This is a genomic window from Ewingella allii (assembly GCF_044430645.1).
In the GTDB taxonomy this organism is placed as follows: domain Bacteria; phylum Pseudomonadota; class Gammaproteobacteria; order Enterobacterales; family Enterobacteriaceae; genus Ewingella; species Ewingella allii.
In genome coordinates, this window is record NZ_JAWUDN010000013.1 from 20,431 (window position 1) to 41,969 (window position 21,539).

29 protein-coding genes and 1 pseudogene are annotated in these 21,539 nt (G+C 51.8%); 7 read left to right on the plus strand and 23 right to left on the minus strand.

Annotated elements, in window-relative coordinates; translation table 11 throughout:
- Positions 1 to 4 precede the first annotated feature (4 nt).
- Together gshA and luxS are read left to right on the plus strand one after the other, a co-directional pair.
- Complete coding sequence (gene gshA, locus SBO83_RS20560) at positions 5 to 1,567, plus strand: glutamate--cysteine ligase (RefSeq protein ID WP_396132764.1); 1,563 nt, start codon at positions 5 to 7, stop codon at positions 1,565 to 1,567.
- A 157-nt stretch (positions 1,568 to 1,724) separates the two neighbouring features.
- A complete protein-coding gene (gene luxS, locus SBO83_RS20565; RefSeq protein WP_353501080.1) occupies positions 1,725 to 2,240 on the plus strand; it encodes an S-ribosylhomocysteine lyase in 516 nt (171 codons plus the stop codon).
- A gap of 72 nt (positions 2,241 to 2,312) precedes the next feature.
- Here luxS and SBO83_RS20570 read toward each other — a convergent pair whose 3' ends face one another.
- Both SBO83_RS20570 and SBO83_RS20575 read right to left on the minus strand, forming a co-directional pair.
- Entirely contained in the window at positions 2,313 to 3,602 is a 1,290-nt protein-coding gene (locus SBO83_RS20570; protein ID WP_353501081.1) for an HlyC/CorC family transporter, read from the minus strand.
- Positions 3,603 to 3,653: 51 nt separating this feature from the next.
- Positions 3,654 to 4,445 (minus strand): cytochrome c biogenesis protein CcsA, encoded by a 792-nt coding sequence (locus SBO83_RS20575; protein WP_396132765.1) that lies wholly within the window; start codon positions 4,443 to 4,445, stop codon positions 3,654 to 3,656.
- 162 nt (positions 4,446 to 4,607) lie between these two features.
- Between SBO83_RS20575 and ffh the strand changes: the two genes are divergently transcribed.
- The 5 genes from ffh (at position 4,608) to rplS (ending at position 8,216) form a co-directional block, all read left to right on the plus strand.
- Entirely contained in the window at positions 4,608 to 5,969 is a 1,362-nt protein-coding gene (gene ffh / locus SBO83_RS20580) for a signal recognition particle protein (protein ID WP_353501083.1), read from the plus strand.
- Positions 5,970 to 6,148: 179 nt separating this feature from the next.
- On the plus strand, positions 6,149 to 6,397 hold the full coding sequence (rpsP, locus tag SBO83_RS20585) for a 30S ribosomal protein S16 (RefSeq protein ID WP_034787667.1): 249 nt from the start codon (positions 6,149 to 6,151) through the stop codon (positions 6,395 to 6,397).
- An 18-nt stretch (positions 6,398 to 6,415) separates the two neighbouring features.
- A complete protein-coding gene (rimM, locus tag SBO83_RS20590; protein ID WP_034787669.1) occupies positions 6,416 to 6,964 on the plus strand; it encodes a ribosome maturation factor RimM in 549 nt (182 codons plus the stop codon).
- A gap of 82 nt (positions 6,965 to 7,046) precedes the next feature.
- Complete coding sequence (trmD, locus tag SBO83_RS20595) at positions 7,047 to 7,820, plus strand: tRNA (guanosine(37)-N1)-methyltransferase TrmD (protein WP_034787671.1); 774 nt, start codon at positions 7,047 to 7,049, stop codon at positions 7,818 to 7,820.
- Positions 7,821 to 7,868: 48 nt separating this feature from the next.
- Positions 7,869 to 8,216 (plus strand): 50S ribosomal protein L19, encoded by a 348-nt coding sequence (gene rplS / locus SBO83_RS20600; protein WP_003849035.1) that lies wholly within the window; start codon positions 7,869 to 7,871, stop codon positions 8,214 to 8,216.
- 168 nt (positions 8,217 to 8,384) lie between these two features.
- Here the strand turns inward: rplS and SBO83_RS20605 are convergent, their stop codons facing one another.
- The 21 genes and pseudogenes from SBO83_RS20605 to SBO83_RS20705 form a co-directional block, all read right to left on the minus strand.
- Positions 8,385 to 8,576: an ogr/Delta-like zinc finger family protein gene (locus SBO83_RS20605; RefSeq protein WP_072009850.1), complete on the minus strand. Its 192-nt coding sequence runs from the start codon at positions 8,574 to 8,576 to the stop codon at positions 8,385 to 8,387.
- A gap of 75 nt (positions 8,577 to 8,651) precedes the next feature.
- Positions 8,652 to 9,806: a phage late control D family protein gene (locus SBO83_RS20610; RefSeq protein ID WP_396132766.1), complete on the minus strand. Its 1,155-nt coding sequence runs from the start codon at positions 9,804 to 9,806 to the stop codon at positions 8,652 to 8,654.
- Positions 9,803 to 10,276, minus strand: coding sequence for a phage tail protein (locus SBO83_RS20615; RefSeq protein WP_396132767.1), 474 nt, complete (start codon positions 10,274 to 10,276; stop codon positions 9,803 to 9,805). The genes SBO83_RS20610 and SBO83_RS20615 overlap by 4 nt, the downstream gene beginning before the upstream one ends.
- Positions 10,277 to 10,287: 11 nt before the next feature.
- On the minus strand, positions 10,288 to 12,030 hold the full coding sequence (locus tag SBO83_RS20620; RefSeq protein WP_396132768.1) for a phage tail tape measure protein: 1,743 nt from the start codon (positions 12,028 to 12,030) through the stop codon (positions 10,288 to 10,290).
- Positions 12,023 to 12,145, minus strand: a complete 123-nt coding sequence (locus SBO83_RS20625) for a GpE family phage tail protein (protein WP_034787693.1) — start codon at positions 12,143 to 12,145, stop codon at positions 12,023 to 12,025. Before SBO83_RS20625 ends, SBO83_RS20620 begins: the two co-directional genes overlap by 8 nt.
- A gap of 32 nt (positions 12,146 to 12,177) precedes the next feature.
- Entirely contained in the window at positions 12,178 to 12,465 is a 288-nt protein-coding gene (locus tag SBO83_RS20630) for a phage tail assembly protein (RefSeq protein ID WP_396132769.1), read from the minus strand.
- 76 nt (positions 12,466 to 12,541) lie between these two features.
- The gene (locus tag SBO83_RS20635; RefSeq protein ID WP_034787699.1) at positions 12,542 to 13,051 is read right to left on the minus strand and encodes a phage major tail tube protein; all 510 of its coding nucleotides are present in this window, start codon (positions 13,049 to 13,051) and stop codon (positions 12,542 to 12,544) included.
- A gap of 14 nt (positions 13,052 to 13,065) precedes the next feature.
- On the minus strand, positions 13,066 to 14,235 hold the full coding sequence (locus SBO83_RS20640) for a phage tail sheath subtilisin-like domain-containing protein (RefSeq protein WP_396132770.1): 1,170 nt from the start codon (positions 14,233 to 14,235) through the stop codon (positions 13,066 to 13,068).
- Positions 14,236 to 14,387: 152 nt separating this feature from the next.
- Positions 14,388 to 14,909 (minus strand): tail fiber assembly protein, encoded by a 522-nt coding sequence (locus SBO83_RS20645; RefSeq protein WP_396132771.1) that lies wholly within the window; start codon positions 14,907 to 14,909, stop codon positions 14,388 to 14,390.
- Positions 14,910 to 16,013: 1,104 nt separating this feature from the next.
- Positions 16,014 to 16,631, minus strand: a pseudogene (locus SBO83_RS21430) (phage tail protein); the annotation flags it as partial.
- Between the two features lie 11 nt (positions 16,632 to 16,642).
- Positions 16,643 to 17,170 carry a phage tail protein I gene (locus tag SBO83_RS20655; RefSeq protein ID WP_396132773.1) on the minus strand — a complete coding sequence of 176 codons (528 nt, stop codon included), beginning with the start codon at positions 17,168 to 17,170 and terminating at the stop codon, positions 16,643 to 16,645.
- Entirely contained in the window at positions 17,163 to 18,071 is a 909-nt protein-coding gene (locus SBO83_RS20660) for a baseplate assembly protein (RefSeq protein ID WP_396132774.1), read from the minus strand. The genes SBO83_RS20655 and SBO83_RS20660 overlap by 8 nt, the downstream gene beginning before the upstream one ends.
- A gap of 4 nt (positions 18,072 to 18,075) precedes the next feature.
- Positions 18,076 to 18,426, minus strand: coding sequence for a GPW/gp25 family protein (locus tag SBO83_RS20665; RefSeq protein ID WP_396132775.1), 351 nt, complete (start codon positions 18,424 to 18,426; stop codon positions 18,076 to 18,078).
- Positions 18,423 to 19,064 carry a phage baseplate assembly protein V gene (locus SBO83_RS20670; RefSeq protein WP_396132776.1) on the minus strand — a complete coding sequence of 214 codons (642 nt, stop codon included), beginning with the start codon at positions 19,062 to 19,064 and terminating at the stop codon, positions 18,423 to 18,425. Before SBO83_RS20670 ends, SBO83_RS20665 begins: the two co-directional genes overlap by 4 nt.
- An 86-nt stretch (positions 19,065 to 19,150) precedes the next feature.
- Complete coding sequence (locus SBO83_RS20675; protein ID WP_396132777.1) at positions 19,151 to 19,612, minus strand: phage tail protein; 462 nt, start codon at positions 19,610 to 19,612, stop codon at positions 19,151 to 19,153.
- Positions 19,575 to 19,820, minus strand: coding sequence for an Rz1-like lysis system protein LysC (gene lysC / locus SBO83_RS20680; RefSeq protein WP_396132786.1), 246 nt, complete (start codon positions 19,818 to 19,820; stop codon positions 19,575 to 19,577). The genes SBO83_RS20675 and lysC overlap by 38 nt, the downstream gene beginning before the upstream one ends.
- Positions 19,708 to 20,133 (minus strand): Rz-like lysis system protein LysB, encoded by a 426-nt coding sequence (lysB, locus tag SBO83_RS20685; protein WP_396132778.1) that lies wholly within the window; start codon positions 20,131 to 20,133, stop codon positions 19,708 to 19,710. The genes lysC and lysB overlap by 113 nt, the downstream gene beginning before the upstream one ends.
- A 1-nt stretch (position 20,134) precedes the next feature.
- Complete coding sequence (locus tag SBO83_RS20690) at positions 20,135 to 20,644, minus strand: glycoside hydrolase family protein (RefSeq protein WP_396132779.1); 510 nt, start codon at positions 20,642 to 20,644, stop codon at positions 20,135 to 20,137.
- Positions 20,625 to 20,846: an HP1 family phage holin gene (locus SBO83_RS20695; RefSeq protein WP_353501095.1), complete on the minus strand. Its 222-nt coding sequence runs from the start codon at positions 20,844 to 20,846 to the stop codon at positions 20,625 to 20,627. The genes SBO83_RS20690 and SBO83_RS20695 overlap by 20 nt, the downstream gene beginning before the upstream one ends.
- Positions 20,837 to 21,040, minus strand: a complete 204-nt coding sequence (locus SBO83_RS20700) for a tail protein X (protein ID WP_353501096.1) — start codon at positions 21,038 to 21,040, stop codon at positions 20,837 to 20,839. Before SBO83_RS20700 ends, SBO83_RS20695 begins: the two co-directional genes overlap by 10 nt.
- A gap of 245 nt (positions 21,041 to 21,285) precedes the next feature.
- Positions 21,286 to 21,489 (minus strand): hypothetical protein, encoded by a 204-nt coding sequence (locus SBO83_RS20705; protein ID WP_034787755.1) that lies wholly within the window; start codon positions 21,487 to 21,489, stop codon positions 21,286 to 21,288.
- Positions 21,490 to 21,539: the final 50 nt, after the last annotated feature.

The following is a 21,539-nucleotide window of genomic DNA, read 5'->3' on the forward strand; positions in this document are numbered from 1 at the left end:
CAATTTGATCCCGGATGTATCTCAGGCGCTTTCCTGGTTGGAAGCCCATCCTCACGCAGTAAAAGGAATTCGCCGCGGCGTTGAGCGCGAAACACTTCGCGTCAATGCCGATGGCTCGCTGGCGACCACTGGACACCCGGAATCTTTAGGCTCTGCGCTGAAGCATGATTGGATCACCACTGACTTCGCTGAATCTTTACTGGAGTTCATTACTCCGGTTGATGGTGATATCGATCACCTGCTGACTTTCCTGCGCGACATTCATCGCCACGTGGCTCGTGAGCTGGGTGAAGAGAGAATGTGGCCATTCAGTATGCCTTGTTTCGTGGAAGCGGAGCAGGACATCGAGCTGGCGCAATATGGCTCCTCGAACATCGGCCGCTTGAAAACGCTCTATCGCGAAGGTTTGAAGAATCGTTATGGTGCCTTGATGCAGATTATTTCTGGCATCCACTATAATTTTTCTTTGCCGATTGAGTTCTGGCAGGCGCGCTTAGGGATTGCTGACGCGGAAAGCGGTAAAAACGAAATTTCTGCGGCGTACTTTAAGTTGATCCGTAACTACTATCGCTTTGGTTGGGTGATCCCTTATCTGTTTGGTGCTTCACCGGCTATTTGTTCTTCGTTCATCAAAGGACGTGAGACGGATTTACCGTTCGAGTACACCGAATCAGGGATGTGCTACTTGCCGTACGCCACGTCGCTGCGATTGAGCGATTTGGGCTACACCAATAAAAACCAGAGCAATTTAGGTATCACCTTTAACGATCTTGAGACTTATGTTCAAGGCGTTAAAAAGGCCATTCGTACGCCATCGGCTGAATATGCCGCTATGGGCGTGAAAAAGGATGGCAAATACCTGCAGCTCAATACCAATGTGTTACAGATTGAGAACGAGCTTTATGCTCCGATTCGCCCAAAACGCGTTACGCGCTCAGGGGAAACGCCTTCAGATGCTCTGATGCGCAGTGGGATTGAGTACATTGAGGTGCGTTCGCTGGACGTCAATCCATTCTCGCCGATCGGCATCGACGCCTCTCAGGCGCGTTTCCTCGATCTGTTTTTGATATGGTGTGCTTTGGCCGATGCGCCAGAGATGGACAGTGACGAGCTGCTTTGTACTCGTCAAAACTGGAATCGCGTCATTCTGGAAGGACGCAAGCCGGGGCAAACTATTGGTATGGGTTGTCACGATGAGCGTAAACCGCTCGCCGAAGTAGGCAAGGCCCTGTTTGCTGATCTGCGTCGCGTGGCCGAAGTTTTGGATAGCCAGAATGGCAACCAAGAGTACCAGGACGTGTGCAGTGAGTTGGTGGTAGGGTTTGATGACCCAGATCAGACTTACTCGGCGCGCATACTGCGCGAGATTAAGGCCGCTGGAAAAAGCAGTCTTGGTCTGGAGTGGGCGGATAAGTATCGCCAAATGCTGCTGCAGGAACCTTTAGAAATTCTGACACCTGAAGCGCTCGCGGCTGAATGTGCTGCATCTTGGCAGAGACAGCGTGACCTTGAGGCGAATGATAAACTAAGCTTTGAAGAGTATCTGGCTGCGTTAGCGGCTGGCTAAAAAAGAAAAGGCCACAATCAATGTGGCCAAACAAACATCTCTGTTTACAGGGATGATGATAACAAATGCGCGTCTTTCAAATAATCAGACCCGCATTATGGGAAAAGGTTTCCTGAGTTCGATAAAAAACATTTTTTTCTTTAGGAGAGGTGACGATATGCCACTGTTGGATAGCTTTACCGTAGACCATACCCGTATGGCAGCACCTGCCGTTCGCGTCGCGAAAACCATGAAAACTCCACATGGAGACACTATTACAGTATTCGACCTGCGCTTCTGCCGTCCGAATATCGAAGTGATGCCTGAGCGTGGTATCCACACACTGGAACACCTGTTCGCAGGCTTCATGCGTAACCATCTCAATGGTAACGGTGTTGAAATCATTGATATTTCACCAATGGGCTGCCGCACAGGGTTCTACATGAGCCTGATTGGCGTACCGAGTGAGCAGTTGGTAGCTGATTCATGGAAAGCCGCGATGAAAGATGTGCTGAAAGTCACTGATCAGCGCAAAATCCCTGAGCTGAACGAGTATCAGTGCGGGACTTACGAGATGCATTCTCTGAAAGAAGCGCAAGAAATTGCTCAGCACATTGTGGACAGTGAAGTGGGTGTTAACCACAACGATGATCTAGCTTTGCCAAAAGAGAAGCTGACTGAACTCCACATCTAGTTTGGTGTAGAACTTCAGAGCACAAAAAAAGACGCGATTTCGCGTCTTTTTCTTTGCAGCAGATTCAACGATTTAGTGCCGATTCACCGAGGTTTGCAGTGACTGCATCGGCCGGACCTGAACCTGTTTAATCATATTGTCCTGCACCGCCAGAATCTCCACCTCGTAATTTTCAATGCGTAGGTGAGCGCCCACTTTCGGAATTTCTTCCAGCACTTCAAGCAGCATGCCGTTCATGGTGCGCGGGCCATCTTCCGGCAATGTCCAGTTGAAGGCTTTATTCAATTCACGCACGTTGGCACTGCCTTCAATCACGACTGAGCCATCGCTCTGCGGCGTGACTTCTTCCGCGAGGGTAGGTGACATCGAGGTAGTAAAGTCGCCGACAATCTCTTCAAGGATGTCTTCCACCGTCACCAGGCCCTGAATATCGCCATATTCGTCGACCACGATGCCCACTTTCTTCTTGTTTCGCTGGAATTTCACTAACTGAATGTTGAGCGGCGTACCTTCTGGAATGAAGTAGATTTCATCTGCGGCGCGCAGTAGGTTCTCTTTAGTGAACTCTTTTTTCTCGGTCATCAGACGATATGCTTCGCGCAGGCGCAGCATGCCAATGGCGTCATCCAGAGAGTTGCGGTACAGCACGATGCGCCCGTGCGGGGAGTGCGTCAGCTGGCGAATGATTGACTTCCAGTCGTCATTGATGTCGATACCCACTATCTCATTGCGCGGCACCATGATGTCGTCCACGGTGACTTTTTCCAGATCCAACACCGAAAGCAGCATGTCCTGATTGCGACGAGAAATTTGCGAGCGGGACTCATTCACGATGGTGCGCAGCTCTTCTTTACTCACCGCGTCACTGATCCCCACGTTGGTTTTGACCCCAAACATGCGCATCAGCAGGCGTGACAGGCTGTTGAGGATCCACACCAGCGGCATCATGATGGTTTGCAGCGGGCGCAGCAGCAGGCTGCTTGGGAAGGCGATACGCTCAGGATTCAGCGCGGCAAAAGTCTTCGGCAATACTTCGGCAAACAGCAGAACCACAAAGGTCAGAATACCGGTCGCAATCGCCACACCGGCGTCGCCATATAGGCGGATACCCACAATTGTTGCCAGTGCAGAAGCAAGGATATTGACCAGGTTGTTGCCGATAAGCACCAGGCTGATCAGTTGGTCCGGGCGCTTAAGAAGTTTTTCCACACGGCGGGCACCGCGATTGCCCTGCTTGGCAAGGTGGCGTAACCGATAGCGGTTGAGAGTCATCATGCCGGTCTCGGAGGCAGAAAAATAAGCCGAAACCACTACCATAATGATCAGCGTGATAATGAGGGTAGTTGTCGAGACGTGCTCCAACGGGAAATTCCTTCTTTATGAGATAGATGGCGATCAATCCGCCAATGTTTATTAGTGAGTCATGAACTGCTGAATCATGCGGCTGCCAAAATAGGCCAGCGTCAGCAATACTGCTCCTACCATGCTAAACCACACCACGCGACGACCGCGCCAACCTTCATGATAGTGCCCCCACAGCAAAACGATATAGACAAACCATGCGAGAATCGACAATACCGCCTTGTCGATATTTTCCCGGCTGAACAAATTGTCCATATAAAGCAGGCCGGTGCATAACGTCAGGGTCAGCAAAATCACCCCAACTTGGGTGATGTGGAACAGCTTACGCTCAATGGTCATCAGCGGCGGCATATCCGCGGTGAATGACAGCCGCTTGTTCTTCAACTGGTAATCCAGCCACGCCAGTTGCAGGGCATAGAGCGCCGCAATAATTAAAGTGGCGTAAGAGAACAGGGCCAGGCCGATATGCACCAGCAGCCCTTTGCTCTCCTCCAAATGAGTAATGAATTCGCCCGGCAGGAAGGTCACAAAGGCCAGATTGATCAGCGCAAAGCTGTAAACAATGGGTAAAATAAACCAGCCACGGTTGCGCGAAGCGACGATGGTCATTACCGTACAGATGATCAGACTGATGACCGAGCCAATATTGACCAAGCTTAGGTTCTGACCCGTACTGACATCGAAGATGCGTTGCTGGAGCGCCACCGCGTGGCAAATCAGCGCGACGATCACTGAAATCAATGCTAAACGCCGATAAGCACTTTTGTTCCTGATAATACTTGGAACGATCAGGGCAAGGCTGAGCAGATAGGCCAACATGGCGATAAGTGCAAAAACTGACATAGCGTTCGTTAGCACCAAAAATGAATGAGACTGACAGTATAACGTTACGCACGTCACGCTCCAACCTATCTGAGACGCCAAAGCAGAGATCGTCAACGCTTCGTGTTATAATCCCGCAATTGTGTCGCCAAGGCGGCCTGTCATTACGTTGAGCAAGAGACGATGTTTGAGAATTTAAGCGATCGATTGTCGCGCACACTGCGCAATATCAGCGGCCGTGGGCGGCTGACCGAAGAGAACATTAAAGAAACGCTGCGTGAAGTTCGCATGGCGCTGCTTGAGGCGGACGTTGCTCTGCCGGTGGTGCGTGACTTCATTAACCGTGTGAAAGAGAGCGCCGTTGGCCATGAAGTCAACAAGAGCCTCACGCCGGGTCAGGAATTCGTCAAGATTGTCCAGAAAGAGCTGGAAACAGCCATGGGCGAGGCGAACGCTGAGCTGAACCTCGCCGCGCAGCCGCCAGCTGTGGTGCTGATGGCGGGCCTGCAAGGTGCCGGTAAAACCACCAGTGTGGGTAAACTGGCAAAATTCCTTAAAGAGAAGAAAAAGAAAAAAGTGCTGGTTGTTTCTGCCGACGTTTATCGTCCGGCGGCAATCAAGCAGTTGGAAACGCTGGCTGAACAAGTCGGTGTGGATTTCTTTGCTTCTGACGCACAAGAGAAGCCGGTTGATATCGTTAACCGCGCGCTGCAACAAGCCAAACTCAAATTCTATGATGTCCTGATTGTCGATACCGCCGGCCGTTTACACGTCGACGAAGCGATGATGGAAGAGATCAAACAGGTTCACGCCGCTATTAAGCCGGTTGAAACCCTGTTTGTGGTCGACGCCATGACCGGTCAGGATGCGGCGAACACCGCCAAAGCCTTTAACGAAGCTCTGCCATTAACCGGCGTGATCCTGACGAAAGTCGATGGTGATGCCCGTGGCGGTGCCGCGCTGTCTATTCGCCACATCACCGGCAAGCCGATTAAATTCCTCGGTATGGGTGAGAAAACCGACGCGCTCGAGCCTTTCCACCCGGATCGCGTGGCTTCACGTATTCTGGGCATGGGCGACGTTCTGTCGCTTATCGAAGATATTGAGAGCAAAGTTGACCGCGCGCAGGCTGAGAAGCTGGCGAGCAAACTGAAGAAGGGCGACGGCTTCGATTTGACCGACTTCCTCGATCAACTCAAGCAAATGCGCAACATGGGCGGCATGGCCAACATGATGAGCAAACTGCCGGGTGTGGGTCAGCTGCCGGACAACGTCAAGTCGCAGATGGACGATAAAGTGCTGGTTCGCATGGAAGCTATCATCAACTCGATGACGCTGAAAGAGCGCGCCAAGCCTGAAATCATTAAAGGTTCCCGTAAGCGCCGTATCGCGTTGGGTTCCGGTATGCAGGTTCAAGATGTAAACCGCTTACTCAAACAATTCGACGACATGCAACGCATGATGAAGAAGATGAAGAAAGGCGGCATGGCCAAAATGATGCGTGGCATGAAGGGTATGATGCCACCGGGTTTCCCAGGCCGTTAATCAACATAACTGGCTAGCTTTTTAGCCAGTTACCTCACTCAAGCAAATAGCGTCGGGGTTAATCTACGCTTTCGATTGCTTTTTGCGCCAAAATGAGTAAAATTTTCGGGCTTTTTATATTGCAACCAGACCCCGTTCCCCGATGGGGTCTGGTTGTTTTATTAACTAAAGAGGATGTTATGGTAACAATTCGTTTAGCACGTGGCGGCGCAAAAAAGCGTCCGTTTTATCAAGTAGTAGTGACCGACAGCCGCAACGCTCGTGATGGTCGTTTCATCGAGCGCGTAGGTTTCTTCAACCCATTGGCTTCTGGCCAGGCTGAAGCACTGCGTCTGGACCTGGATCGTATTGCCCACTGGCAAGAACTGGGTGCAACCGTTTCTGATCGCGTTCACGCGCTGATCAAAGACGCTAAGAAAGCGGCTTAATCTGTCGCGGTGGTAACAATGAGCAAACAACTCAATCCAGTGACGCCCGCTGAGCCGATAGTTCTCGGCAAAATGGGGTCAACGTACGGCATTCGCGGTTGGCTCAGAGTGTTTTCATCCACCGAAGACGCCGAAAGCATCTTCGAATACCAACCGTGGTTTATCCAACGGGGTGGTCAGTGGCAAGTTATCGAGCTGGAAGGCTGGAAACGCCACACTCAGGATCTGATTATCAAAGTCAAAGGCGTTGATGATCGCGATGCCGCGAATCTTCTGACTAATTGCGAAATTATCGTCGATTCAAAGCAACTTCCACCACTGGAAGAGGGTGACTATTACTGGAAAGACCTTTTTGGTTGCCAGGTAGTGACAACTTCCGGTTACGAGCTGGGCAAAGTCATCGATATGATGGAAACCGGTTCTAACGATGTGATGGTTGTAAAAGCAAACCTGAAGGATGCATTCGGAATCAAGGAGCGGTTGATTCCGTTCCTCGATGGGCAGGTTATCAAGAAAGTCGATCTCACTACTCAAAGTATTGAAGTAGATTGGGATCCTGGTTTTTGACCTCCGTAGCTTTTACTGACGTATTTTGTACCGAAGTAGCTAAAGGCAGGTTGGGTGGACAATCGTTTGAAGGGAGTGGGCTATGTGGATCGGTATAATTAGCCTGTTTCCTGAGATGTTCCGCGCAATTACCGATTACGGGGTAACTGGCCGGGCAGTAAAGAATGGCCTGTTGAGCGTAAATTGCTGGAGTCCTCGTGACTTCGCATACGATCGACATCGTACCGTGGATGAGCGGCCTTACGGCGGCGGTCCCGGAATGCTGATGATGGTGCAACCCTTGCGGGAAGCGATCCACGCAGCTAAAGCGGCGGCAGGCGAAGGTGTGAAAGTGATTTATCTTTCACCTCAGGGTCGCAAACTGGATCAAACCGGTGTTTGCGAACTGGCGGCCCACCAGAAAATTATTCTGGTTTGTGGTCGTTATGAAGGGATTGATGAGCGCGTGATCAAAACCGAAATTGACGAAGAATGGTCAATTGGCGATTACGTTCTTAGTGGTGGAGAAATACCGGCAATGACGCTGATTGATTCAGTCTCCCGCTTTATACCGGGCGTCTTGGGTCGTCAGGCCTCAGCAGAGGAAGATTCTTTTGCGGATGGTTTGCTGGATTGCCCTCACTACACCCGCCCTGAAGTGTTAGAAGGTATGGAGGTACCGCCAGTTCTGCTGTCGGGAAATCATGCTGATATACGTCGCTGGCGCCTGAAACAGTCGCTGGGTCGAACCTGGCTTAGAAGACCTGAACTTCTAGAAAACCTAGCTCTGACTGACGAGCAAGAGGTGTTGCTGAGAGAGTTCCAAAAGGAACATCGACTCAGTCAACAAGACTATGAAGGGAACGCTCAAGCTTAGCGCTGAGCCCTCCCGATATATCAGTTTACCTAGGGTAAGAGACATATTATGAGCAATATCATTAAACAAATCGAACAAGAGCAGATGAAGCAAGACGTACCTTCATTCCGTCCGGGTGATTCCGTGGAAGTTAAGGTATGGGTCGTTGAAGGTTCTAAAAAGCGTCTGCAGGCATTCGAGGGCGTGGTTATCGCTATCCGTAACCGCGGTCTGCACTCTGCATTCACTGTTCGCAAAATTTCTAACGGCGAAGGTGTTGAGCGTGTATTCCAAACTCACTCCCCAGTAATCGACAGCATTGCTGTTAAACGTCGTGGTGCCGTTCGTAAAGCTAAACTGTACTACCTGCGTGAGCGTACTGGTAAGTCAGCTCGTATCAAAGAGCGTCTTAACTAAGGTATCGCTAACGCGACATCTAATAGTTAATATAGAACAAGGGGTTAGCCATAGGCTAACCCCTTTTTTTGTGCTCAGTGACTACAAATTGGCTACACAAAAAAGCCTGCGGGGTAGCAGGCAAAGGGAGGAGCAAAAAATAGAGGGTGTTGTCGATACTGAAGAAGCTTAGACTGCGCGCATTCCAGCTTGCAAATTCACACCCGGCTTGGAAATAACCCGAGCCACGGATTCATGAGTTGCAAAGGTACAGCTGCATTCAATATTCTGACACTGATGATAACGTTCTTTCGTAGATTCACTGAGATAGCGGCTCGAGCGGGTATGAGCGACTTTTCCGCAAAGTGGGCAATGCATCATAAAAACCTCCAGCGTTTGGGTAAGCGTTGTAGTGATTATGAAACATGAATCTTGCAAAAGCAAGTTTGATTTGTTTTATTCATAACTAATTGTGAAATTTGAGTCATAAGGCAGTGGCTCGAGACTGAGGTTGGAAGTGAAACCAGACTCATCAAGTTTATGGACCACCTTGCTTACCACCCATGACATCGCGTTCGCCTCCTGTTTGAACCCTTGAAGTATCACCGGCGTTTCAACATCTATCTCCGCGCGGCCGACAGCAAGGTTGAGGCTGAACTCCACCGTACCTCGCTGCAACTCATTCCATTTCCCTTTGGCGACCTGAAGCGCAGTCTGCTGATCTGGCATCAATTGGTCTAATACAAATGGCTTGCTGCCAGCACCGGCTGTGAGTGAATAGATATTTTCATCATCGCTTTGGGCTGCTTTGGCATCAGGATGAGCAATTGAAGGCGCATTCTTAGCGTTACTTTTTTGCTGTAAAAAGAGTTGTTTCTGTTGGGCCGCTTTGATATCCAGCCAGCGAGCTTTAACCCCGGTATAAATATTTCTATCCTTGACAGAAAAAGAGTGTGAGTCGCCGTCGCTGCGATTGATAAGTACCGGAGGGAGCGGCATTCCGGACACGTTCTGGCCGGTGCCTGGAATAGTCGCGATTAAATATCCGCGTTTTATCATGGCCACCCCACCATAAAGCTTTAGCAGGTTGCCCAAGAAGTTAAGATCCGACTGTTCCTTCTGGTGAGCGCGAACCACCTTTATCTGGGCGATTTCAGGTAAAACCGCCGGTTTTAAATTATTACTTTTGGCAATGCTGATAACAATCTCGCCCAACGTTACTACGTCCGTGTCTGAATCAGAATAACTGGCGGTCTTCTTTTGGTCGGTCAAACTACGGAAGTCGAGACTGTTGCCTGAGACTTTGATTTTATCCGGAGCTCCGCTGTGGATAACGGCATCAATAATAAACTCACCCTGTTTAATCAGCGCGTTTCCCGTTCCGCTCCATCCAAGTTCTAATGTCAATTTTCTGCCACGCTTGGGCAGTTCGAGCTGGCCATCTGCATCATCAAATTCAATAATCAGGCTATCTGCCGACATGCCTCTGTTGAGCGTCAGTTCTATGCTGTTAACACGAGCGCTAATGTCAGAGGTGCGATGATCACCTTCAAGCTTAATGCTGTAATCAGCAGTGATTTTGTTTGGGCGCATGCGCGAAGGGCTGATCATGAGAACCACCCCACGACCTGATTCCCTAAGTTTGCTGCGTCTTTGTAAAGCAATTCACTCTGGGTTTTAAGATCGCCATACATCGAAAAAATAGACTCATCGATGCGTTTTAAGGTGACCTCGAAATTGATCTTCCTTGGGGTGCCATCCGAGGTTAGCTCTGTATTGGTGTTGGTTACGTCAGTGACCACATACATACCGTAAATCGCACCATTTCCACCGATAAGTGGCCAGGCGTAACCTCCATCGGCCATGGTTCTTAATGCTAACAATGAAAGCATGCCCCCCGTTCTCGAAGGCATTAAGTTGCCCGTAAGGGTAATGGTTTCATCGCCCAAGCCAACAAACTGCATCGACGGCCGCAGCCCCACGCGAGAGTTTTTAGCCCAGCGATAGTTAGTGGTTTGTTTTTGAGTCTGGAAGGGGAGTGTTTGGCGTTCAAACACCATCAGTCCTAATGTCATTAACATAGTCTCGTTCCTTAAAAACCAGAGAGGGCGGCAAGTTCTTGACGCTGCTTTTCTTGGGAAAGATGATCCGTCAAAAGCCGAGCAGTCGCGTGAGGATCGTTGGCCTCTGTGATCGTTATTTGGTTATTCATAACGGAAGAGTTATTAACCGTTGAACTGCTATTCGCTGATTTAACTGCCTGATAATTGGTGGTCAGCGAAGTTGCTTGGGCCGCAGATTCAATAGCCGCAGTTTGAGGCTGATTACCCATATCTGCTTTATTTTCATCATCATCCGAATTTTTAAAGAAATTAAGCTTTTGCAATAGGCTGCTAATTTCTGAGCGCAACAGGCCGAACAGCTTGGTCGGCAATGTCAGGACCCTTGCAAACATTTCCCCCAACTGCTGGCCTGAATTACTCAGGTTTTGCAGTTCTGATTGCGTGTATTTGATCGGTTTCAACAGATCTGTAATCAGGTTGAATGCCGTTTTGAAGGGCGCGAACGCTTCTCCAATAGGCCCAAGCACTGAGCTAAATCCTTCAATAACCCCGCCGACAAATGCCTTGATAGGTTCCCAGAGTTTGGCGATAGCTACACCTACGCCAACAATCAGCGCGATAAGGGCAATGACCGGCCATCCGATCACAGCAAACGCCGCCGCAATAGTGGCTCCGACCGTGCTAAACACCGTCCCCAACAACCCGGCGCCGGCCATCAGCATATTTACGCCACTCAGTACCGGCGCGATAACGCCGCCTAAGAAGCCCAGTCCGCTAATCAAGCCGGTGACGCCTAAAGCTAAGCCGAGCAGAGCATTCACCATCTGCGGGTTATCGGTTATCCAGGTGTTGAGGGTGTTCAGCCAGCCGGTGGCGGTCTGGGTTAGCTGGCGCAATGCGTCGCTTTGGCCTGCAAACAGGTTGATGCGGATGGTGGCCCAGCTGGCGAATAGCTTGGTGATATCGCCATCCAGATTGTCGCCTTTGACCGTGACGGCCATTTGTTCCGCTGGCGTTGCGCCATTGAGCGCCGCCGGAGTCTCAGCTAAAACCTGATCGGCGTTCATGCCGCCTTTAGCCAGCTCTTTTTGCTTCGCCACGACGTCGGAAGGAGCATGGCCAGAAGCCGCCATCGATAGACTCTGTTGGCGCAGCGCCGCCGTGCGCGGATCGCCATTATTGAGATGCAGCAGGGCTTGCACCTCAGAAAGCCCCGCCTCTAAATCGGCACCGGGCTTGAGCAGGTTTTTCGCCAGCTCGAGTTTGGGTTGTGCGAAAGCCTTGGCTTTGGCGCTAGCATTGCTCAATTGACTGATTTTATCGGCGCGGTTTTTATATTGCGTACCCACTGCCGCGCCTTTTTGTTCGATAAGGTCGGTGCGCTGCTGGCGTAATTTAATGAGGTTTTCAATGACGGGCTGCTTTTTGTTATTAATCTCGGCCAGCGCCTCGGGTGCTTTGTCGGTATTGACACCTTGTTTTTTAAGCTTTTTAGCCCGTTTATTGATCGAATATTGAGTATTAAAAAGCGTCGGGCCGTCAGTCGCTAGCTTCTCTCGCGACTTATTTATTTTCTCCAACTGACCAGACTGTTTGTTAAGGACTTTTAGCTGTTCCGAAGCCGTAAACATATCTTCTGAAACCGTGGAAAACAGGTTTTTTTCGGGCAGCTTGGTGAAGCGTTTCCAAACGTCCCCCGTCGCCTGTTTCAGCGACAACATTTCTTGCCTGATCCGCCCCAGCGTCTCGGGCATTTGCTCAAGATTACTCATCAGTTTTTACTCCGCTGCGTTGCAACGCCTTATATCGCCAGTTCATCAGTTCGGTTAGCGACATGCCGTCCATCTCGGACGGCGGCCAATGAAAAATCACCGCGATATCTGCCATGAGATCATCCACGGTCAGGCGGGGGGATATCTCTACCCGTCCTGTTTCGGCGATAAAAAACCGATCACCTTGCCTGCTAGCGCAATCAGGTCCGGCAACTCCAGGCGTGAGCACTCTTCTTTGGTCAGGTTCGGGTAGGTGATACGGGGAAGAATGGTGATTAGCGCGTCAACGTCAGCATTCGCCAGCGCCGCCAGGCCGATACCGCGCAGACTGCCGGCATTGGGTTTGGTCACCTGAATTTCACTAATTTCTACATCGCCGCGCTTTAGCGGGACATCAAGAACGACGGTGTTGTCGTGGTTTTCAACTGTGCTCATGAGATTTCCTCGATACGATATTGGAGACTAATGCATAAGAAGCCGGCAATTGCTGCCGGCTAGAGAGCAGGGGGGATTACAGGCCGAGCGCCGAGCGATGCTCTGCCAGACGATCAACGCCGTTGACGATTTCAACCATGTTGACGGTGTCGACTTCAATCAGCTCTTTGCCATCAATGGTCAGCTTGAAGTAAGTACACTGGGTCGAAATCTTGGTTTCGGTGTCTTCGCCTTGCTTGTATTCGCCGAAGTCGAACTCTTTGTGGCGGCCGCGCATCACCACTTCGACTGCGGAGATATCGCCAGTGTCGTCACGCTGGAAGGAGCCAGCAAAGCGCAGCGGGATATCCGCCGTGCTGCCCCACTGCTGCAACACCAGTTCGTCCATGCCGCCGATGGTCCATTCCAGCGCCAGCGCGTCGTCGTCCAGGCCGAAGTCCACGGAGACCGAGCCGCTCATGCCGCCGCCACGGTAGTTTTCCAGCTTGCGAGTCAGTTTTGGCAGAGTCAGCGAGGAGACCACGCCGAGGTAGCTGTTCCCGTCATTGAACAGGTTCAGGTATTTCAGTTTCTTAGGGAGTGCCATGAGTCAAATTCTCCTTAGCTGTTCACGGAGGCGGCAAAGTTCACCAGATATTTATCGGTGATGCGTTGGCGCAGGGTCAGATCTTCCAGTGGTGGAACCGGCGTGTAGTCGTAATCGATGTACAGCTTGCCCGCTTTCAGCGTCTCAGGCGTGTTGGCCGATTCGTCATACCAGCAGTTGCCATCAATGATATAACCCGCGGATTTCATCTCGCGCATTTTGGCTTTGATGCCGTCAATCATGTCGCGGATCAGGGACGGCGTGAGTGGCTTATCGACCGCCCACATGTGCGCTTCGGCCATAGTGTCAGCCAGAACTTGTGCTGTGCGAGTGTAGTTTTCAAAGGCGAAAAGTGGGTCGTCGCTACAGGTGCGGTTGCCCCAAAAACGGAAGCCATCTTTGCGTACCAGCGTGGTGACGCTAGCTTCGTTCAGCAGGTCTGCGTCGGTGCCGGTGGCTTGCAAGTCCCAGAACACGCTGGCGGACAGACCGGTAACACCGTTGACGCCGACGTTAGACAGGGTTTTATGCCAGCCAGTTTCCTGGTCGATTTTGGCACGCAGGCCCAGCGCGCGAGCCGAAGCAAACGCAATATCAGACTGGCTGGTTGTGGTGTTCCAGTTAACGAAATCAGGCCAGATCAGCATCAGCTCGCGCTGGCTGAAGTTCTCGCGGTACTTGATGGCATCAGAAATGGTTTTCGCACCATAAACGCTGACATAGCCGAAAGCGCGCAGCTGCTGGCACACTGCCGCCAGCGCCGTCGCAACGGCCTGGTTGTCATGCCCAGGTACGCCAAGGATGCGCGGCTTAACGCCCAGTTCGGCTTGTGCCGAAAGCAGGGCTTTCATGCCGGTGTAGCGACCGTTGGCATCAGAACCGCCGATGATGTTGGTGGTCGTCGCTGCCTCATCTTCGCCTTCAGCAACGCGCACAACCACCGTCACCGGCTTACATTGGTCGGCGATTGCCAGCAGTGCCGGGCCGAGCGTGCCGGTTTTACCCGCCTTGCCGCTGGCAGCCAGGACGTCGGTGATCAGCACCGGAGTGTTGAGTGGGAACAGGGTTTTGTCCGCGTCTTCGGCAGTACAAACCAAGCCGATAACAGCGGTTGAAACAGTGGAAATAACGCGTGTACCGTCGTTGATTTCAACAACACGTACGCCGTGGTGATAATCAGCCATCGGGTTGACTCTCTCTTTTGTGGGTGGTGAAGCAAGGATGCCGACAAAGAGAGAAGCCTGCACTCGATGGCAGGCGTGGGGGGAATGGCACAACAGGGCGGGGGAAATAGTAAAGAAAAGGGAATAAAAAAAGCCCCATTAGGGGCTTGGTTTTACTCTGGTGAAGTCGGCCAAGAGATATCTGGCGCTAGTGTGGTATCTACTCGACTGAGTAGTACTCGATAAAGTTTCCATGCTTTATAACTCTGCTCTTCTTCATCAGTTGCCATGTTGAGATCAATTGCATCTTGAAGAGGAGAAATTACTGCCGAGGCTTTGGATATCATATTTACCCGTTCTAATTCGGCCCTCTCAATTTCCTCATTCTTACTATAGACCTTCTGCTTAATACCATAGCCATCGAATATCCAATTCCCATCAACAACAAAATCTTTAGGGAGATCTTCGGGCTTAAGTTCAGTCACGGAAAGATTTATTGGCCAGAGCTTTGATGCATCCTGATTCATTGAACATATTACACCTTCACTGTTGTAAGCTATTTTAATTGAATCAGATTTGAATTTATTTTGGCTTTCATACCAGTCATTCTCCTTTTCATCTTTTAAAAATAACACGCCTTCAACTAAATTATTTTCAACAGGTGTATATAATTTAAAGTTATTCATGTTTTTCATAATTCATACCGTCCCAATAGTGAACCAGTTTCCATTTACCAAAATTTGGATGGCTGAGTAGGCCCCCCAATTCGGAGGATAATAATTTGCGCCTGACATTCCTGTATAAACACAACCATTCGGGAGATCCACCCTACCGCCGGTATCTCCTATAATTGCTCTACCCGCTAAGCGAACGCTATTAACAAAATTGCCATAGACCCAATCTTGACGAGCCAGATTGACAACTTCACCAGAATTTGAGTTTCGCATATAGGGTTGTTGGGCGTTACCAGCAGCAAAGCCTGCATAACTACATGTATCCGCCGCAATTGCGTTGATATCTAATGGAGAAGGCCTATTGTTCGGACTCCAGACACGCACTCCGCCTGATGATTCATAAACTGCACCACCTGCAAGAATATTTCCTGGGCTATTAAAAGTACCATCGCTCACATTGAATGACCATGCTTGAGACAATCCACTATCCCCAATTATATGGATAACTCCGCTAGGGAATTGGGAACCTCCTGATGTAAGCGCTCCAAAACTAATGGCTGCCCCATAGTTAACTTCCTGAGTATTTACTATGCCTTTTACAATAGGATGATATTGGCTTGCATTAAGCGGAGCGGAAAGGCCCGCTGGAACAATAAATGGAGCGGTGTTATTCAAGTATTGTCCGGCGAATGCTCCCGCTCCTTCCCAAGTCCCAGACCTACTCGCATAATGTAACGCGTTATTTAAATATCCGACATCACCGCCGCTAGCAGGAACAGCTCCCACATTATAAGGTGATAAATTAATATCCATTGTTCCATCAAAGGGCACGCCTGAAATGTTTTTTGGAGTGGCGAGTTTATTTGCCGCAACGGCTGTTCCACCAGTAGGTAATGCACCGACATTTGCTGCTGTGATACTAATATCGGCTGTCCCATCAAAGGCAACTCCGGCAATATTTCTTGCAGTGGCGAGTTTATTAGCCGCAACTGCTGTGCCGCCAGTAGGTAATGCACCGACATTTGCTGCTGTGATACTAATATCCGCTGTCCCATCAAAGGCAACTCCGGCAATATTTCTTGCAGCAGCGAGTTTATTAGCGGCGACTGCTGTTCCACCTGAAGGCAGTCGACCATTAGCATTATCATTTGCAGCCTTCACCGCTTTAGGTGTTGCAGCTAAGGTTTCACTATTACTATCAACCGCGCTGTTTAGCTGCACAAAACCTTTATCTGTGAGGGTGCCATCAGGGTGGCGGCGAGAGGCTTCGTGCTCAGCAAGCAGATTATTGACGTATTCCTCTGTGGCAATAATCAATGTGTCATCAATACTCAGGCTCACAGCCTCAGTGTCTGTGACTGTGATAACCATGCGCAGTGTTTGCGTTCGGCCTGAACCTTCTTCAAGGGTTGGCTTATAGCTGTCAGCCATATTGCTAACTGCGATCAGCTCTCCTTGATCAGAAAACAGCCCCATTTCGCGCATCCAAAAACCGCCGACGCTGGCAGGAATAATGGCCTCAGCGATGATCCAATTTGCATTTTTATTATCGACTTTGATTGAATTGAGTAACAGTCGATAGGTTTCATGGACGAGTGCCGTTTGCTCAACAGAAGGCTCTGTTGGAGAGCCGTTACCGTCGCCGACAGCCATATGGGAGATATTGATGTCTTTACCACTCTCAATAGCAGCAGCAATAAGCGTTTGCCCAAGAGTGGTAACGACTGATTTAAATTTGCTCATAAGTATCCTTATCAGTTCGGGTAAACGGTCAGCACTTCTGCGTCATATGCCGCTGCTGCCATATAAATCGTGCCAGGAATATCTTGCGTGATGGTCAAACCAATCAGGTGGCGGCTGGCCGGTTTAGCGTCATCAATCAGGCGTTCCATTTCTTCATACATTGCTTCATCAATGCCGGTTTCCAGTACGCCAATATCAAGGCGGAACGTGCCCGGAGGGTCATTTGTCTCCCACCACTCGGTGATATTAATGACATATCCCAATGGCTCGACGACGCGACGGACTGCGCTAATCGTTCCTTTGTGCTGATGAATGAACCACGCCTTCTGAATCACGCTGCGCTTAGTCGCGGTTGGCCATTCACTATCCCAACGATCAACTGATAGTGCCCAAGCAAGATAGGGAAGAAAGGGCGGCGGACAGGTTTGCGGGTTCCAAAGCGTTTTTAAGGGAACCCTGACATTTGCCAGTTGAGCGCAGGCTTCCGCGGCGGCTCGCTCAAGCTTTGAGGAACCGGTCGGTAGAAGCGATTCATTCATCCGAACCTCCCACCGCGATGGCGTAATGTGTGCAGAAAGAGGCTTGGGTTTTATCCAAGACGATATCTACTTGCGGTTTAGCGAGTTCTACACGTTGAACGCCTTCAACGTGCAATGCCGCGTAGATAGCGGATAAGCGAATATCGCGCCCTAGCCGGTGCTGCGCACTGATATAGGCTTTTAGCTTCTCTTCGGCCGCTTGGGTGATAGGTTCAGATTCAGGGCCTGGATAGAGGAATAGCGTCGCATCAATTTCATAAGAAACCACGCTCGCGGACTGAACCAGGACGCGATCAGCGATGGGCCGAACATTTTCGTCATTAAGTGCATTACGCACCTTCACCAACAGGTCTTCCGGTGCCACACCATTAGCTTCTCTAGAAAGGACCGAAATGGTGACATTGGCTGGCGTCGGGCTGATGACCGAAATATCCGCGACTCTGCCATCGGCTGAACGCCCATGATACTCGTAAGCACCACTCGGCCCCGCGACGCTCAGCCCCTCGAAGGCTTGCGGGATGCGCATACGCAGATCGCTGTCGCTTTCCATTACGGCGTCAGTAGGGGGAATGGTGGTGCTGTCGGCGGGTTTGAGCACCAGACGCTGCACGCCATTATTGGCCGCCAGCTGGTCCAAATCGCTGCCGGTGGCGTAGGCCACCATCACGGCGCGCGCGGCTTCGTTAACACGCTGGCGCAGGATCACTTCGCGGTAGGCGTTCTCCTGTAACAGCTTGACCAACGGCTCGGATTCCAGCGACAGGGTGCGGCTAATCGCCTCCTGCTGTTCGGGCGGATAGAGCGAAATCAGCGTAGATTTACGTTCTGCAAATAAGCTTTCATAGTCCAGTTGCTCCACCACGTTGGGGGCGGGTAACTGGCTCAAATCGATAGTCGCCATAGTCTCAGCTCACAGGAATACTCAGGGAAAATTCGGTGTCCGTATCGCTACGGCTGCCGGTCATATCCACCACCATCTTGCCGTTGTAGTCGGCATTAAAGGTGATGGAAGTCAGCGAAACTCTCGGCTCCCACTGCAACAACGCGGTGTAGCAAACCGCCATGATTTGCAGGCGCAGCGCGTCGTTTTGCGGTTGGTCGATGAGTTCGGAAAGCAATGAGCCGTACTCGCGGCGCATCACTCGTGACCCAATCGGGGTCTGTAAAATGTCGCTCACCGACTGGCGAATGTGGTCGAGATCTTCAATCTCCAGTCCCGTGTCGCGAGCCATGCCGAGATATTTAGCTTCACTCATTGCGGTCCTCCGGTTTGGCCGCCGCCGGTCTGAACGCCGCCGTGGCGGTGGGTGTGTAAGGCGATGCCGTTAGAGGTCAGGCTACCGCCGCTGTGGCTGATATCGCCGGTCATGCTGCCGCCCTGTTGCACCTCGAGCGAACCGGTGGTGAGCTTGTGGGTGCAGACCACTTCCGGGCTGTCGAGGGTGATGCGAGTGCTGGCGTGGCATTCAATCTGCGGCGCGGTGACTGTCACTTTCTCCGCCGCGCTCAGGGTGGCGGTTTTCACGCCGACCACGGTCAGAGCGCTGGTTGCCGGTTCATACTCGATAACCGCGCCGTCCGGGAAACTGAGGTGAACCGCGTCGGCAGAGGCCGAAGGGGCCGGGTTGGCGTCGGAGAAAATCGCGGGCAGCACGAAAGCCGTGTTCAGCTCGCCGCCCATCGACAGCAGCAGCACCTGCTCGCCCACCGAGGGCGCCCACCAACTGCGGCTCTTGCCCGCGCGGCTGGTCAGCCACGGTAGCCAGGCTGTGGTGTTATCGCCGCTGGCGACGCGGCAGCGCGCATTCTCGAGGTCGACCGCGCTGACATTGCCGATACGTATCAGGTTGTTGATCAGCCGCATCATGTCGTTGATTTGTGTGTATGTGTTCATGGGATTAAGGATGCCGTTTAACGAGGGAAGTCGACAATCGGAGACCGTCCGGCGGGCCGTGGCACAACGAGCGGTAGCCGAAAAGGTTACTCAGCCCATTGGCTGATCAGCTCGCCATTGAGGTAAACCTGGCGCGGTCGCGCGTTGTTTTCCGGCAGCGGCGGCTCGGGCAAGTGGGTGATGGTGCGCACGCCGTCGGCGTCCTTCACCTGCACGCGCTCGGTGAGTTGCAGCGTCAGGGTTAATGTGTCGGCCAACTGGCTGAAGGTGAAGTCCGTCAGCCGCCGCGCGCTGTTGCTCATCACTTCCGGCTGGTTGACGGTCAGCCAGTCCAGCACCTCGACCACGATAGGGTCGGCAAGGGATTCGCTGAGGTCCGCCGTGGTGACGGTCAGCGTTAAGGGATAGTGATATTCAAAGGAGAGGGAGGGCGCCGGCGTGGCCACCACGCTCCCCGGACCTGTGGTCACTTTTAAGATCTCTGGATGCGCGCCCAGCTCGGGGATTTGCTCAATCAGCCGCTGTTGAAGTTGCTTGGGTTTTAACACGATAAGTCTCCTGACACTGTTTAATGGCGTCGACCTGTAGGCCGCATGAGAGCAGCGCGGCTTCAAGTTGACGGACGTCGGCGCTCAAATCGCCGTTATTTTTGGGATGGCTGGCGGGTATCTGGCAGGCGCTGACTGGCGGACAGCCAATGTAAATAATCTGTGGCGGAGCTGAAGGCGGGGCGCTGGTGCAGCTGGCTAACAGCAGCGGGCAGAACACTATCAGCCCAGGTTTTAACCAAGGGATCATCATTGCGGCTCCTCTGAAAAAGTTGTTCTCGTTGCCAAACCAGCCCGTTGGCCTGCGCTAACGCATCGCGCAGCGTGGCCTCAGCCTGTTCACGGGTTTGCATCTGCTGGTTGAGTTCAGCGATCAGCTGGTCGCGCTGGCTGAGCTGCTGGGCCAGCGCGTCGCGGCTTTGGGTCAGTTCGTGCTTGTCGCGTTGCAATCCGTGGCTGTAAACAATCATCCCCAGCAGCGCCAGACCCAAGACGAAAAGGGCGATAAACAGCACGCGCATATCAGGCTCCTTTCAGGCACAAAGCCCGTTCTGCGGCTCTGCGGCGTTCAAGCCCGGCGGTGCGCACGCCGTTGACAAACACCCAGCGCGGCAGCTGCTCGCAGGCATCGCGCCACTGATGTTTTTTGATGAAAAACGCCAGCGTCGAGTTGCACGAGGCGCGCACGCCCACGTTGAAGGTAAACGCCACCACGGCGTCATACACCGCTTGCGGCATTTCCACCGGCATGCAGGCTTGCAGGCCTTTTTCGACATTTTTGATATCCGCCAGCAGGTTTTCGGCGGCCTGCTGCTCGGTTATCTGCCCGGTGGGCGCCACGCCCGCCGTGTGACCAATACCGCTGGTCCAGACCCCGGCGCTGCATTGGTAAGGCGATAACTGGCAGCCTTCGAAATCGGCAATCAGCTTCAGCCCCTCGACCGAGGTAGAGATAGACAAGTAGCCCGGCAGCAGAAACATCAGCCCGAGAACCACGGCGGCGCTGCATTTTTTAAGAATTGAGGCGTTCATATTTCTCCTTACTCAGCCCGCTTCGGGCCAGCAGCAGATAGCTTTTTCGCCGGTAGTACCAGTTGACTAAAAAGGTACCGATGCCGACGCCGGAGCCGACCAGAAAGGCGATATCCTCCAGCGACAGCCCACCCAGCCAGGCCATGAACGTCGCGATGAGGTAAGCGCAGGCCGAAGCCACGCGTTCGGCGGTTAGTCCCATAATCTGATGGACTCTTTGACTGACTTCTCCACCTGATCCGGCATCTCGACCGGGGTGCCGTGGGGCAGGATGGGGCCAAAATCCGCAATGCCTTTGTTCAGGCTGTAGACTTTTTCCACCATTGAGGCGGTGCGGCCATAAACGCGCCAGCACATCGAATCAACGGTATCCCCTTGTTGTGCATAAAGTTTCATGATGGTTTTCCGGTTTTGTGTAGATGAGCTGGTAGGAGTAGTTAGTGTCTGGAATGTAGCTTATGGGCGCAACGAGGCGCGGTTGTGAACCTGATGGCACAACAGAGAGTGGGGCGAGGGGCGAGACGTTTTTTAAGGAGAGTGGAGCAACAGGAGGAGACGCGAAACAACAGGGTGAAAGCAGGCGCGCTTAGCCAACTTTCGGCGAACCGAAACAAGGTGGCGTAAGCGCCTGACTCTTTGCGTTATGGATTTTTGCGACCGGGATCGTCATCCACATTGCACAGCAAGGTTTCATTATGGTTATCAGGCAGGGCCTGACTCGCCAGTTCTGAAATCAACGACATGACAATAAGGAACTCTTGCGAATTGCATTGCGCCGTCTGCGAGATGTCGGCAATGACCTGAATACGCGAGAGTATTAATTGTTGTTTATTTAGGTTTTCCACCGTGCGGCCCTTCATTCACTGTGTTTATATACAGTATTATTTAATTAAAG

Coding starts and splice junctions, on each gene's coding strand:
- luxS (WP_353501080.1), top strand. CDS start 1,725: ATGCCACTGTTGGATAGCTTTACCGTAGACCATACCCGTATGGCAGCA.
- SBO83_RS20575 (WP_396132765.1), bottom strand. CDS start 4,445: ATGTCAGTTTTTGCACTTATCGCCATGTTGGCCTATCTGCTCAGCCTT.
- ffh (WP_353501083.1), top strand. CDS start 4,608: ATGTTTGAGAATTTAAGCGATCGATTGTCGCGCACACTGCGCAATATC.
- rpsP (WP_034787667.1), top strand. CDS start 6,149: ATGGTAACAATTCGTTTAGCACGTGGCGGCGCAAAAAAGCGTCCGTTT.
- rimM (WP_034787669.1), top strand. CDS start 6,416: ATGAGCAAACAACTCAATCCAGTGACGCCCGCTGAGCCGATAGTTCTC.
- trmD (WP_034787671.1), top strand. CDS start 7,047: ATGTGGATCGGTATAATTAGCCTGTTTCCTGAGATGTTCCGCGCAATT.
- rplS (WP_003849035.1), top strand. CDS start 7,869: ATGAGCAATATCATTAAACAAATCGAACAAGAGCAGATGAAGCAAGAC.
- SBO83_RS20605 (WP_072009850.1), bottom strand. CDS start 8,576: ATGATGCATTGCCCACTTTGCGGAAAAGTCGCTCATACCCGCTCGAGC.
- SBO83_RS20610 (WP_396132766.1), bottom strand. CDS start 9,806: ATGATCAGCCCTTCGCGCATGCGCCCAAACAAAATCACTGCTGATTAC.
- SBO83_RS20615 (WP_396132767.1), bottom strand. CDS start 10,276: ATGTTAATGACATTAGGACTGATGGTGTTTGAACGCCAAACACTCCCC.
- SBO83_RS20620 (WP_396132768.1), bottom strand. CDS start 12,030: ATGAGTAATCTTGAGCAAATGCCCGAGACGCTGGGGCGGATCAGGCAA.
- SBO83_RS20625 (WP_034787693.1), bottom strand. CDS start 12,145: ATGGCAGATATCGCGGTGATTTTTCATTGGCCGCCGTCCGAGATGGAC.
- SBO83_RS20630 (WP_396132769.1), bottom strand. CDS start 12,465: ATGAGCACAGTTGAAAACCACGACAACACCGTCGTTCTTGATGTCCCG.
- SBO83_RS20635 (WP_034787699.1), bottom strand. CDS start 13,051: ATGGCACTCCCTAAGAAACTGAAATACCTGAACCTGTTCAATGACGGG.
- SBO83_RS20640 (WP_396132770.1), bottom strand. CDS start 14,235: ATGGCTGATTATCACCACGGCGTACGTGTTGTTGAAATCAACGACGGT.
- SBO83_RS20645 (WP_396132771.1), bottom strand. CDS start 14,909: ATGAAAAACATGAATAACTTTAAATTATATACACCTGTTGAAAATAAT.
- SBO83_RS20655 (WP_396132773.1), bottom strand. CDS start 17,170: ATGAATGAATCGCTTCTACCGACCGGTTCCTCAAAGCTTGAGCGAGCC.
- SBO83_RS20660 (WP_396132774.1), bottom strand. CDS start 18,071: ATGGCGACTATCGATTTGAGCCAGTTACCCGCCCCCAACGTGGTGGAG.
- SBO83_RS20665 (WP_396132775.1), bottom strand. CDS start 18,426: ATGAGTGAAGCTAAATATCTCGGCATGGCTCGCGACACGGGACTGGAG.
- SBO83_RS20670 (WP_396132776.1), bottom strand. CDS start 19,064: ATGAACACATACACACAAATCAACGACATGATGCGGCTGATCAACAAC.
- lysB (WP_396132778.1), bottom strand. CDS start 20,133: ATGCGCGTGCTGTTTATCGCCCTTTTCGTCTTGGGTCTGGCGCTGCTG.
- SBO83_RS20690 (WP_396132779.1), bottom strand. CDS start 20,644: ATGAACGCCTCAATTCTTAAAAAATGCAGCGCCGCCGTGGTTCTCGGG.
- SBO83_RS20695 (WP_353501095.1), bottom strand. CDS start 20,846: ATGGGACTAACCGCCGAACGCGTGGCTTCGGCCTGCGCTTACCTCATC.
- SBO83_RS20700 (WP_353501096.1), bottom strand. CDS start 21,040: ATGAAACTTTATGCACAACAAGGGGATACCGTTGATTCGATGTGCTGG.